The organism is Pelotomaculum terephthalicicum JT (assembly GCF_022410535.1).
In the GTDB taxonomy this organism is placed as follows: Bacteria; Bacillota; Desulfotomaculia; order Desulfotomaculales; family Pelotomaculaceae; genus Pelotomaculum_D; species Pelotomaculum_D terephthalicicum.
This window is the reverse complement of the sequence record NZ_JAKNBL010000028.1, coordinates 24681-37398: the sequence shown is the minus strand read 5'-3', so window position 1 is coordinate 37398 and position 12718 is coordinate 24681. Positions and strand designations below refer to the sequence as shown.

12 protein-coding genes are annotated in these 12718 nt (G+C 48.2%); 4 read left to right on the top strand and 8 right to left on the bottom strand.

Annotated elements, in window-relative coordinates; translation table 11 throughout:
* Positions 1–186: 186 nt before the first annotated feature.
* The 5 genes from L9W92_RS13770 to L9W92_RS13750 all read right to left on the bottom strand — a co-directional run bounded on the left by L9W92_RS13770 (position 187) and on the right by L9W92_RS13750 (position 4667).
* Positions 187–1335 carry a glycosyltransferase family 4 protein gene (locus tag L9W92_RS13770; RefSeq protein ID WP_240084329.1) on the bottom strand — a complete coding sequence of 383 codons (1149 nt, stop codon included), beginning with the start codon at positions 1333–1335 and terminating at the stop codon, positions 187–189.
* On the bottom strand, positions 1332–2273 hold the full coding sequence (locus L9W92_RS13765) for an SDR family oxidoreductase (protein WP_240084328.1): 942 nt from the start codon (positions 2271–2273) through the stop codon (positions 1332–1334). The genes L9W92_RS13770 and L9W92_RS13765 overlap by 4 nt, the downstream gene beginning before the upstream one ends.
* Positions 2274–2298: 25 nt before the next feature.
* Positions 2299–3033, bottom strand: a complete 735-nt coding sequence (locus L9W92_RS13760; RefSeq protein ID WP_240084327.1) for a CpsD/CapB family tyrosine-protein kinase — start codon at positions 3031–3033, stop codon at positions 2299–2301.
* On the bottom strand, positions 3030–3719 hold the full coding sequence (locus L9W92_RS13755; protein ID WP_240084326.1) for a YveK family protein: 690 nt from the start codon (positions 3717–3719) through the stop codon (positions 3030–3032). Before L9W92_RS13755 ends, L9W92_RS13760 begins: the two co-directional genes overlap by 4 nt.
* A gap of 108 nt (positions 3720–3827) precedes the next feature.
* The gene (locus tag L9W92_RS13750) at positions 3828–4667 is read right to left on the bottom strand and encodes an SH3 domain-containing protein (RefSeq protein ID WP_240084325.1); all 840 of its coding nucleotides are present in this window, start codon (positions 4665–4667) and stop codon (positions 3828–3830) included.
* Between the two features lie 283 nt (positions 4668–4950).
* Between L9W92_RS13750 and L9W92_RS13745 the strand changes: the two genes are divergently transcribed.
* The 4 genes from L9W92_RS13745 to L9W92_RS13730 all read left to right on the top strand — a co-directional run bounded on the left by L9W92_RS13745 (position 4951) and on the right by L9W92_RS13730 (position 9610).
* Entirely contained in the window at positions 4951–5880 is a 930-nt protein-coding gene (locus tag L9W92_RS13745; protein ID WP_240084324.1) for a sulfurtransferase, read from the top strand.
* 37 nt (positions 5881–5917) lie between these two features.
* Complete coding sequence (locus tag L9W92_RS13740) at positions 5918–6901, top strand: sulfurtransferase (RefSeq protein ID WP_240084323.1); 984 nt, start codon at positions 5918–5920, stop codon at positions 6899–6901.
* A 146-nt stretch (positions 6902–7047) separates the two neighbouring features.
* Complete coding sequence (locus tag L9W92_RS13735) at positions 7048–8148, top strand: glycosyltransferase family 4 protein (protein ID WP_240084322.1); 1101 nt, start codon at positions 7048–7050, stop codon at positions 8146–8148.
* The gene (locus L9W92_RS13730; RefSeq protein ID WP_240084321.1) at positions 8135–9610 is read left to right on the top strand and encodes an O-antigen translocase; all 1476 of its coding nucleotides are present in this window, start codon (positions 8135–8137) and stop codon (positions 9608–9610) included. The genes L9W92_RS13735 and L9W92_RS13730 overlap by 14 nt, the downstream gene beginning before the upstream one ends.
* Here L9W92_RS13730 and L9W92_RS13725 read toward each other — a convergent pair.
* From L9W92_RS13725 to L9W92_RS13715, 3 genes are read right to left on the bottom strand one after another with little or no spacing between them, the layout of a single operon-like run.
* On the bottom strand, positions 9562–10575 hold the full coding sequence (locus L9W92_RS13725; RefSeq protein ID WP_240084320.1) for a glycosyltransferase family 2 protein: 1014 nt from the start codon (positions 10573–10575) through the stop codon (positions 9562–9564). The genes L9W92_RS13730 and L9W92_RS13725 overlap by 49 nt on opposite strands.
* The gene (locus tag L9W92_RS13720) at positions 10575–11615 is read right to left on the bottom strand and encodes a class I SAM-dependent methyltransferase (protein WP_240084319.1); all 1041 of its coding nucleotides are present in this window, start codon (positions 11613–11615) and stop codon (positions 10575–10577) included. The genes L9W92_RS13725 and L9W92_RS13720 overlap by 1 nt, the downstream gene beginning before the upstream one ends.
* On the bottom strand, positions 11602–12711 hold the full coding sequence (locus L9W92_RS13715; protein WP_240084318.1) for a glycosyltransferase family 4 protein: 1110 nt from the start codon (positions 12709–12711) through the stop codon (positions 11602–11604). Before L9W92_RS13715 ends, L9W92_RS13720 begins: the two co-directional genes overlap by 14 nt.
* Positions 12712–12718 lie beyond the last annotated feature (7 nt).

Sequence of the window (12718 nt, the reverse complement as noted above, 5' to 3'; positions counted from 1 at the left end):
GCTTCTTTGCCATGCCCATTTTTAGGAATGTCGTGAAAAGGACAGTCTTTTTAGCCTGGCATGCCAGAATTTCCAGTTGCTTTATTCCAGATTTAATGATTCCTCCCATCTAATGCCGAGAGCCTATATATTGGTGATCAGGATTGCTCAGTCATGTTATTAATCATCCAACACCGTACTTTATACTTATTGTTTTCTATACATCAATACTTCCTCATATATGGCCATAACCTTTCGGCTTACGGCAGCCTCATCGAAATTGAGGCACATCCGCCGCCGTCCCTCCTGCCCCATTTGCAGGCGGAGTCCGGGATCCAGCAGCAATTTGCGCAGCGCGCCGCTCAAGGCTTCACTATCCCCGGGATTTACCAGAAATCCTGTCACATCTTTCTCGACCACTTCCCGGCATCCCCTGATATCCGTAGCCACACAGGGTAAAGCCATCGCCTGGGCCTCGATCAGAGAGCGGGGCAGCCCTTCCCGGTAAGAAGGAAGCACGTAAATATCCGTGGCCGCCAGCAAATCGGAGATATCACCGCGCGGGCCCAGTACCTGTATCCTGTCCCGCAGTCCGCAGCGGTCGATTAACTGCATGAGGACAGTCAAAAAACCCTCATCAGGGCCGATGAATAAGGCCTGCCAGGGTATATCCCGCACCTGTCGCAGCGCTTCCACCAGATCGTGATACCCCTTTTCACGGTTAATACGGCCAATCATGGTAATCACCGGGTTGTTTTCCCTGATTGCCAGGCCTTCCCTGACCCGGAGACGCTCGCCGGGGGAATACTTGCCGGGGTCGAATTCAATAAGATCAACACCGTTCCCGATATGGATCAGCTCTCCCCGGCGGGGCTTAATGCCCATTTTACCCGCGATAATAACGTCTTCCCCGCTCTGCGATAACATTATGTCTGTAATCCCGGCCATCCACCTCTCGATTTGCCGATAGAACCGGTATTTCACTTGCGGCATGCCGGGATGAAAGGGAAACCCGTGTACAGTATGAACAACGCTTGGAACCCCGGCCAGTCTTGCAGCCACCCGGCCTACCACACCGGCTTTGGAGGTATGGGTATGGACTATCTCAGGCCGTATGTTCCTGAAATAACGGAACATTTTCAGAATTGCCCCGGAATCCGACCAAACATTTATTTCCCTGTCGATAAAGATCTCTGTTACCGGGAAGCCCAGGTCGCGCAAAGATTCCCCCTCGGGCGAAGGGCTGAATACAAACCCTACTTCCAGTCCTTTTTGACGGAAGTACCGGCATTGAGCCAGGAGGGCCCGGTAAGCGGTAATGCCGATTGTGGTAACATGAATTATACGGGGCTTCACAGGCCGTTCTCCCGCGCAAACCATTCAACCGTTAACCTTAACCCTTCATTAATATTGGTTTTCGGAAAATAGCCCAGCATTTTGGACGCCTTTTCAATACCGGCCATTGAATGCTTAACGTCACCCGGACGGCTTTTTAAATATACTGCATCCACCTGGGAGCCGGTAATATCTGCCAAAGCATCTAATAAATCATTCAAAGCAATCCTGTTCCCACCGGCGATATTAAACACTTCACCGGCAACTCCGGCAGTCTGCCAGGCTAAAAGATTCGCCTGAACAACATCGTCAACGAAGGTAAAATCCCGGGACTGCTTCCCGTCGCCGTAAATTACCGGTGGATTCCTGCTTAATAACGCGCTGACAAACCGGGGAATAACTGCCGCATATTCTGATTTTGGATTTTGGCGCGGTCCAAAAACGTTAAAATACCTCAAGCCGACAGTCTCCAAATGATACAGTTCATAAAAAATTCTTCCATAAATCTCCCCGGCCAGTTTGGTTGCCGCATAAGGCGACCTTGGGCAGAGAGGCATACTTTCAAGCTTTGGCAAGACATCGCTGTTGCCGTAAACGGATGACGAAGATGCATATACCACTCTTCTGACTCCGGCGTCCCGGGAGGCCCAAAAAACATTTAAGGTTCCGGAAATATTTACTTCGCTTGTAGTCAGCGGATCGGCCACCGACCGGGGCACCGACGGCAACGCGCCCTGGTGAAAAACCACTTCCGCACCTGCAACGGCCTGCCGCACATCACGCAAACTGCGCAGGTCTCCCTTATGCACCTCTATTTTTTTTAACACCGGCTGTAAATTGTCCAGACTGCCAGTGGAAAAGTTATCCAAAACCCGCACCCTGTGACCCAGTTCAACCAGGGTGAGGGTCAAGTTGGAACCTATAAAACCGGCTCCTCCGGTGACCAGAATGGCACCCATTAAACAACACCAGTCTTTGCATAATTTACATTTTTTCTTTCAGCTTTCCGGCTGTTACCGCTTTTTTTTGTTTTTGGGATTTTGCAACCACTTCGTTGTAGTTCGAATAATAATCTTCGCTTATTTCATCCATTCTGGCGCAATTTAAAGCTACCCCCAGGATCCTTGCCTTCGCGTTTGTCAGAAGCACTTTGGTTTTTGTTACTGAATTATGAGAGGCTGCCCTGGACCTTACTACCATAAGCACGCCATCCACCCTTTTGGATAAAACAGCGGCGTCGGCTACCACAGTTAACGGCGGGGTATCCAGCAGGATAACATCAGCTTTTTCTTTCAGGCATGCAATAAGCTGGCCCATTTTCTGACCGCCTAATAATTCCGTCGGGTTGACAGGCAGCTGACCCGCTGTTAAAATACTTAGCCCTGCCATTGGAAGGGCCTTTATTACCTGTTCGGGTTCCTTGAATCCGGATAAAATGCTGGTCAAACCCAACTGGTTATCTACATTAAAAATCCAATGCTGCTGGGGTTTGCGCAGATCACAGTCAACAATAATCACCTTTTGACCTGTTTGCGCAAAAACTATCCCAAGGTTGGCTGCAACAAAAGATGTCCCCTCGCCAAATCCGCTTCCAGCCAGCAAAATGGCTTTTGCAGTGTCCCCCAGCCCCAGGAACTGGAGGTTGGCCCGTAATGTCCGGAATGATTCGGATATGAAGGAGCGGGGCTGATTGTAAGTAATCAGTTCGTAACTGCTCAACTCTTGCTCTCCTTTCCGGCACCATTTTGAATTTGTACCACAGGTATTAATCCCAGTACAGGCAGCTTGAGATAATTTTCTATTTCCTCAGGATTTCTGATGGTGTCGTCAAGGTATTCCCGGATAAAAATGATCGCCACCGTTATTAAGAGGCCGAAAATGCCGGCTAGAATGATGTTTAAAATAACATTAGGGCTTTCCGGAGATGCAGACGGTACTGCCGGGTCGAGTACTTGAATATTTTTAACACTTAAAACCTTATATACTTTCCCTGTGAGCGCCTGAGCCACTCCGTTTGCGATTAAGGCTGCGGCCGCAGGGTTGGAGTCGCTGGCCGTAATTCTTAGTATTTCGGTCTCGCCGGGCAGATCCACCTGAATTTTCGCACTCAGCTCTTCCGGGGTCAGATTTAAATTATTCGTTTTAATTACTTCTTCTGCAACGCCACGGCTTTTAGCCAACTCGCTATAAGTTTTAACCAATCTTAAATTTATTGTCAGGGTATTAATATTAATTTCCGTAGATGACATTTGGTCTCTAAAGACCATAAGCGTTGTGGAGGATTTATAAACAGGCGACATCACAAACAAGCTGATCACCGCACTGGTCAGCATGGCCACTACCGGAATTAAAACCAGCACTAATTTGAGTTCACCCAGAATCCTTCCGAACTCCTTGAGATTCATCGTCTTTCCTTCCCTCCCCATTTAATATATGAAAACAGAACGGCAACTGTCATATATTACCGCATCATATTGAGCCTGCTTTGATGATGTTACTCAACCAGGCTTTTATTAAGGTTCAATGCTTATATATTTTTTCATTGTCCATCCCGTTTGGCCGGAATTCAATTTAACTTTGCACCATTCACCAGTTTCAGGCTCAACAAACACTTCAATGCTGTCACCAGACTTTAACGTCCCGATGATCCGTCCGTTCAGGTCTCCCTTATCCCTCACATTAAGAGAGGTTGCCAATACCTTTCCCTTAACCACCCGTTGAATCTGGCTCTTCTGCTGCTCCGTCTGTCCTTCTGAAAATTGCTGTTCACCTGATTGATGATAATTTGAGTCATCCAATTGCTGCTCAGACTGTTTAGGTGATGCGGTATCGCTGACTTTATCTGCTGAAGTTTCTTCAAGAGCTTCCATTGATCCTGTGCCTTCCTTTATTTCTCCTGCCTGACGCTTCAGAAATAAAATTTCCTCAAGTACGGGATCCCTGTAATCAGCTAGGTCGAACACCTTCTGCGCTTCTATTGGGGCATCCCCGGCGCTATCACGGGTTTCTTGGGCGTCCTGATTTTCATCAACTGCGCTGTTTGATTTCACCCCCCCGGCCAACCCGCTTGAAGAGCCCGTGGGCTCCGCAACACTTTTCTGTGGTGCTGCACTCCTTGACTCATTCACTTGATTTTCAACCGAAGCAGGAGCAGGCATATATTGAACTTGTTCCGCGTTTTGCCTGGGTTTAAAAATAATTAACCCGGAAACTACCGCAAGAGAACAAAAAGTAAATGCCAGCCACTTACTCCTTCCTCCGGCGCCTGCTTCTATGCGAGCCAAAGTTATAATCAAAAAAACACCGGCAATTACGGCGCTTGCAACCAATGCCCATAACCAAATAAACGTCATCTTGCTCCCCCCCATCCAGTTTTTTAATCCGCTTCATTCATTCCTGTTATTTTATGTCTTGTCAAAGATTTATGTTCCAGCTGACATTTGTAAATCATTGTTCCGGGATTGTAACCTCACCTGGGGAAGCGTCATAAGATATCTCGGAGCATCGGAAGACATGTAGACGAGGAGGTGAAGCAGTATTATCCATGATCTGAAGCGTATAGATGGGACAACAGCGGAGGATGGGACAACAAGCAAACGCCACTTTACAGCCGGCTTCTTTACTCTGTTCATAATTATGTTGCTCGGAATCGTCTTCGTAAGCGGGTGCAACGACAAACAAACCACCGCCATTCCGGCAGCAGAGCAGGAAACTAAATTAGACCCTGAGAGCAAGCTGGCCGCAATAAAGATTGAAAGCTATGCCCATCCTGATGCTCTAATAAGCGTCTACCAATTAAAAGAAAAAATTCTTGACCCCGAGATACTCGTTTTCGACGCCCGTGGCAGGACTTTTAGAATATACCAGCAGACTTACCTGCAAAGTCATATACCCGGAGCGCTGCCAATCCTTTACAGCAATTATTACAACCAAGCATATCCCGGCCGTATGGCTTTCCCTCTTGAATTTCAAAGCATGCTTGGAAAAAGCGGGGTGAGTAATAATACCAGCATTGTTCTCTATGGCGGTGATGGTTTAGAAGCCCGTTTGTACTGGGCAATTAAAATGTACGGTTATGACGATGTCAAGATTTTAGACGGCGGCCTGGACAAGTGGAAAGAATCAGGCGGCGATACAAGCAACGTAATATCCAAAGGTTCACCGGTAGAGTTTAAATTCGATTTAACAAATTCAAAAGCGGAATCAATGCTTGCCACCCTGAAAGACGTAAAGGCAGCCGTCAGCGGCAATGACTATTTTATTGTGGATGCCCGCAGCGATGCCGAGTATGCCAAGGGACACATACCCGGCAGCATGAATATTCCGTCGACGCTGCTTTTTAATAAAGATATGACATTTAAACCATCTCCCCAATTAAGAGAGCTATTTGAAAGTAAAAAAATAACGCAGGACAAGACAGTTATTGTCTATTCCAACGTAGGAGTGCGTTCCTCACTGGTCTGGTTCGCCCTTTCCGAACTCCTGGGATATCCAAATGTAAAAAACTACGACGGATCTTATAATGAGTGGCTCGAATATAAAGGACCGGTTGCTACAGGTTTATAAAAAAATCAATTCATCATAAAGAGAGGGAAGGGAGAAAATGAATAAAAAGAGACGATTTTTTTTAATTTACTTTTTAATTGCCTTTTTTGTCTTTTTAACTACCTTTGTTCTTATAGCCGGCTATAAACGCTCGTCAACCATCGTACAACCTACTTATCAGAATATTAACCTAACGGATGAAGAAAAGATAGCGGAATACAGCAATCCAGACGCCGTCATCACTGCCAGCGAGCTAAACAATATTCTAAATGACCCCAATCTGATCATCCTTGACGCACGTGCCGCGAATAACAAGGACTACGTTCAAAATTGCCAGGGCGGCCATATCCCCGGAGCCAGTGTTCTCCTGCGTTCCCATTATACCGATACCGCCCGCTGGTTCCGTGTAGCTCCGGCGAAACAAATACAAAAGTATTTATCAGAAATGGGTATTGATAATCATAGCCGGATCGTTATTTATGGCAATGACAGCTGTCTCCAAGGCCGGGTTTACTGGATGTTTAAATTGCACGGCTGCGATAATCAGATTCAAATTCTTGATGGCGGAATTGATAAATGGCAGGAGGAAGGTTACCAGCTAAGCAGTGAAAGAACCAGCCACAGGCCGTCCAAGTTTGCGTTCAATCCGGACAAAGCTGATCAGGGATATACCACAGACCTGAAAGAAATGGGAGAGATTTCATCTAGCAATAGCCCGGACAATATTATAGTGGACGTCCGTCCCAATAACGAATATTTAAACGGCCATATTCCCTCCAGCGTTAATGTCAGTGTGGATGAGCTGATGAACGAGGACAAAACCTTTAAACCATTGGATGAGCTGGTCTCTATTTTTACTGCCAAGGGGATTACTCCGGATAAAAACGTATATGTTTATTGCACCACCGGCTCGCTTTCTTCCTTAGCCTGGTATGTGCTTCATGAATTAATGGGTTATCCCAGTGTGATAAACTACGACGGCGGCCTTAAAGAATGGAGTTCCAGAGAACGGCTTCTGGAAAAGGGTGAACGCAGCTATTAAGATCTGCGCCCAAAACGAGAGTATGGGGAAAGGGAATACACCACCTTTCCCCATTAATTTGGAAGTTAATTATAATGAAAGAAAAAAAATCTATTAAAAATAAAATTCTACACATTATTACCGGCTTAAACACCGGCGGCGCCGAAATGATGCTATACAAAATCATTTCGGATATTGATCGGGCGGCTGTTGCAGTTGAGGTAATCTCGCTGTTGAACATCGGAGCAGTCGGCAGAAAAATTCAGGATCTGGGTGTGCCGGTGCACGCGCTGGGAATGCGCCGGGGAGTACCGAACCCACTTTATATATTACGGCTGGCACGCCGGCTCAGGGAAGACCCTCCCAACTGCATCCAGACCTGGATGTACCATGCAGACCTTATCGGGGGGCTGGCGGCAAAGCTGGCCGGGAGCATACCGGTCACCTGGGGTATTCGCCACAGTAACCTTGATCCGCAAGGCACCAAGCGAACTACCCTCTGGGCCGCCAAGGCCTGCGCCCGCTTGTCCCGCCGGCTGCCGGCCAGGATTGTCTGCTGTTCGGAGGCCTCCCGCCGGGTACATACTGAACTTGGCTATGCGGCAGACAAGATGGTGGTCATCCCAAACGGGTTCGACCTGGCTGTTTTCAAGCCGGACCCCAAGGCGCGGCTTGATGTGCGCCAAGAGTTAGGTATTCCCGAAGAGGGGCTGTTAATCGGTTTAATTGGGCGCTTCGCTCCACAAAAAGATCATTATAATTTTGTCTGTGCCGCGGCACATCTTAACGCCTGCCTACCCAATATCCATTTTCTGCTCTGCGGAGCCGGAGTCACCCGGGAAAATCCTGAATTAATTAAATGGATCAGTGATGCAGGCATCCTTTCTCAGTGTCACCTTCTTGGGGAAAGAGAGGATATGCCGCGTCTCACCGCTTCCCTGGACATCGCTACTTCTTCTTCATACAGTGAGGGGTTTCCAAACGTTATCGGCGAGGCAATGGCATGCGGTGTCCCCTGCGTCGTTACTGATGCGGGTGATTCGGCCTTGATTGCGGGTAAAACGGGTAAAGTTGTTCCCCCCAAGGACCCACGGGCACTTTCAGAGGGTTGGCTCGAACTGTTAAAGATGAATGCGGAAGGCAGAAAACGTTTAGGATGGGCCGCCAGACAGCGCATTGAGGAGCATTTTAGCCTCCCGTCCATTGTTAACAAATATAACGCGCTTTACAAGGAAGTTGCCGGGATGAAGATAATTGGCCAGCGCTAAAAAGGGAACAACAGGGCAAATCCTTAAGGCTTCAGTCATAATGGGCGGCACATCGGCTGTCTCTATGCTTACCGGTCTCATCAGAAGTAAAGTGATGGCGCTCCTGCTGGGACCGGAGGGGGTCGGCCTCCTGGGGCTATTACAGTCCATTCTGAATACTGCCTCAACAGTTTCCGGGATGGGCCTGGCCTCAAGCGGCGTCCGCCAGATTGCTGAAGCCCGGGCCAACGGGGATGCGGCATGTCTCGCCCTTACCCGGAAAGCCTTATTGTGGGCTGCGGTGATACTGGGTTTGTTTGGCGCGGTGCTATTGGTAATGCTCCGCAAACCTGTCGCCGTTATGACCTTGGGTGATGAAAGCTATACCTGGATGATAGCCTGGGTGGCAGCCGGGGTATGGGCAACCAATATATACAACGCCCAAATAGCAACTCTCAACGGCATGCGCCGTCTCGTCGACATTGCCAGGACATATATACTCAGCGCCTTAGGCGGAACACTGGTAACAGTCCTGGCAGTTTGGCAGCTGAGAGAAAGTGGAGTGGTGATAGCCGTCCTGAGCATCCCCTTGACTCTTCTGGTTGTTTCCTGGTGGTTAACACGCAGGATTCCGGCAATTGACGTCCATATATCCTGGCAAACCATCTCACAGCCCCTGTACGGATTATTCAGTCTTGGTTTTGCTTTTATGGCCATAAATCTTTTAAGAGCAGCGGCCCAAATAGCCGTCCGCGTCATTCTCACACGGACAATCAGCATATCCGCCGCCGGTTATTACCAGGCGGCATATAGCATCTCCGCACTTTACCTGGGTTTTGTCCTGGAAGCCATGGGAAAGGACTATTATCCAAGGCTGACTGCAGTTGCCCAAGACCGTGAAAAAACCAACGTCATGGTCAACAATCAGGCCGAGGTAGCCTTGCTTATGTCCGGCCCGGTTATTCTGTTTATGCTCACCCTGACCCATCAGGTAGTCGGCATCCTTTATTCCGGGGCATTTGAAGAAACGGTTGGTATCCTCCGCTGGCAGTTGCCCGGTGATCTGTTTAAGGTAGCCAGTTGGACAATGGGGTTTATTCTAGTGGCCCAGGGACGCAGCCAACTTTTTTTGCTTACGGAAATTTCTTGGAATTTAATATATTTGGGGCTGATTTGGGTTGGTCTGCCGGTATGGAACCTAAAGGCTATTGGAATTGCTTATTTGCTGACTCACGTTTTTTATTTCATTTTACTATGGGCAATCGTTTTTCGCGTAAACAGTTTTTTTTGGAGCAAAACAAATCTGGCCCTCCTGATTGCCTTGCTGGCATGCGCCGCAGTCATTTCATGGGCCAGAATTTTCCCGGGTATTATGCCATTGGTGCTGGGGCTTCTGTTAACCGCGGCAATGAGCGGCTACTCTTTCGCAAGGATCTATCGTTCACTGGGCGGACTGCCGTGGAAAAGGAACAGAAAGGCATAAAGATCCCGTGCCGCACTTTTCCATCCATATGAATACCGGTGGTAGCGCAACGTTGCTAATTCTTTGATTATGGCTATCAGCCCGTGCCGCATTTTTTGCTTAGAGATACTGCCGCGAACTAATAAATGCCTCATCTTCGCTTCTAGTTTTGATAAAACTTCTTTTTTACAGGGAGCAGAATAGTTTTCTGTCAATAGACGTTGGGCCGCCATAAACCTGTCGATTTGGGCAAAATAAGTATTCGGGCCGGTTTGCTGCGACATGGCTATTTGTTGAAAAAATCCTTTTTTATTTGCGCCAAGTTGTTGATTTAAATGCTGACGGTATTTAATCAGAGGTTTGCGGATAATGGCCAATTCCGCATAAGCGGCAATGATCAGGGCTATCCAGGCGTCATGCAGCCAGCTGGCAGGAATAGGCAGGAACAACTCCCTGTACTTTGCCCTGAAGGCCATCGTTGCGCCTGTCACAACATTATGCTTGAGCAATACTTCGAAAGCCCTTCCCTGAGATACCTTTTTTTGCTCCGCAGGGCTAAACCTCTTCGCTTCCCAGAGCCGGTAACCCATTGGACGCAAACATTCATCAACAACATCAGCATCTGTGAAAACAACGCCGGCATATGGCAAACTTGACATTTTTGCCTCGATAAGCATTAGCTTTTCCGGATGCCAAACATCATCCTGGTCGGACAAAACAATAATATCCCCTGTACACAAGCTGACGGCTTTCTCAAAATTCTTCGTCGTTCCCAGGTTTTGTTCATTAATAGTAAAACGAACGGGAAAAGCAGCCTTGGCTTTAAAGAATTTAATTATCTCCACCGTGGCATCAAATGAGCGGTCGTCACAAATAACCAATTCATCCGGCGGGCGAGTCTGCAAAGCAATGCTGTCAAGTTGTTCCTTTAAGTACTCGGCGCAATTATACGTGCACATGGCAACGGACAGGCGCTGTTTGCCCATTATTTCTCTCCTACCATCACGATGTCCTCACCGAGACCCGGCTTAAGCTTTAAAATGGCCCATTCTGCAAGCTGCATGCCCCGTGCCCAAATACGAACAGGATACGTTATGGAACTGCCCCATAAATATTTACCTGTGCTATGAATTGCTCTGCTGGCCACAAAGAGCCCGTTCGCTTCCCGAATTGTGGTTGAGCTCTTGAATTTTTGGAAACCTGCTTTTTTCGTGAGCGAATTTAGTGACATTAGCGAAAAAATATGCAAATGACGCGGCGGATCCAACGCAAGCCAACTAGTTTTATATATTTTATGTCCCCAGCTTTCATTATTCGGAGTAACCACCACCAAACGCCCCCCAGGCTTAAGGATGCGGTGGCATTCTTGAAAAACTGCCAGGGGATCATAAACATGCTCAATGAGGTGACTCATGGTAACGGCATCAAAATAATTATCCGGATAACTCTGGGCCTCAAGGCTTCCTGAGCGCACTTGCAGACCTTTTGCCCTGGCTTGATCAACTGAAACAGGATCTATATCCACCCCTTCTGCGAGCCAGCCCTGCTTTTCCATAAACATTAGCTTTTGGCCGCTGCCGCACCCCACGTCAAGCAGGAGACCATTGGGTACTGAAGATAAGTACATCACACTAAAATCCAGATTTGCACGCCGGCCCGGATGAAAATAAAACAGCTGGCCCAGCATTTTCTTCCAATTATTAACAGAGCTATTGTTATACCCGTACTTTTTAGCTAAATAGCCTTCCCGGGCCCACTGATAGATACGCCGGGGCCAAGTGACAGAAGGGCAACCCGTTTCCCGGTGAGTATAATAGCTCTGATAAGCCTTGCCGATATCTTCCGCCAGCGGCATCGGATCAAGCCACATCAAGCCGCATTCGGAATCCGGACACTTGTTAATATTCCATTCTCCAGGCGCGTTGAAGAGCCGGTCCTGCAAACCATGGTATACGGGCTGCCCCTGCTTTCCGCATAAATAACAACACGGACAAGGACGCGCGCGGATGATATTATCGTTTACCATTCTCTATCTCCTCTTGGAGCCCATAAAGGACCCCCACCAATTTGGCTAGGTTGGACTGTATAGAAAAATAATGCTCAACTGTTTTCCTGCCCCGCCGGCCCATCTCCCGGCGCAGTTGGGCTGATTGGATTAAGCCGCAGATTTTTTTCACCCAATCATCCAAAGAGCCGGCCAGGAAACCGTTTACCCCGTCTGCTACAATTTCATTATTTACGCCAACGGGTGAGGCCACTGCGGGAATGCCCGCGGCCATGTACTGGAGAAGCTTCAACCCGCACTTGCCACGGTCATATTCATGATCGGCAAGGGGCATTACTCCTATGTCAAAGGTAAGAATTTGGCCGGCTTCATTATGCAGGGACCAGGTTCGATGTTCCACCTGAACACCGGGGCAATCATAATCTTGCCCGCCGACAACTCGCACCAAGATCTTGTATTTCCCGGCAGCTTCCTGAAAAACCGGTTTTAAAAAATTAAGGTACGGCAAGGAACTGGGCGTGCCAATCCAGCCGATCACATATGGCTCGCCCGGTTTTTTATCTGTAATTTCTTTCGCCGGATACCTGTCTAAATCAATCGTAGTGGGGATGATTACCACATTATTGCTATAATTCCTGGCGTAGGCGGCCAGGTAGGCGTTGCCGGCTATTACCGTGCCGCACCGGGTTATTATCCTGGCCACCCGGCCAGGGTCGGTAAATTTTTCCGCCAGAGTTCTTTTACGGTGAGAGTACGTTGTAAAAATTGCGTCGTCAAAATCAAAAATAGTTCTTTTGCCCAGTATCCCGGCAACCATACAGACAAGCACCTCAGGAAACGGGTATACATGCGGCAAAGCCAGCCGCTGGATAAATATTACATCGTAACGCCATATTATGAAAACAGCCAGGACGCGGGAAAGCGCCCTGAGCCCGAAAAAAACCGCCTTGGCTAATATGCCCTTGCTGGGAGCAAACCTGGCATATATATGATCAGAAACACCCGCCTTACAGTCGGCCACAATTCTTTGCCCGCGCAAGTAGTCCAGGTACTGGTAAACCCTGTACCGGCTGGCCGGGTCGTTTAACGACGCCGTTGGGAGAAATAGTACTTTCAACTCTTTG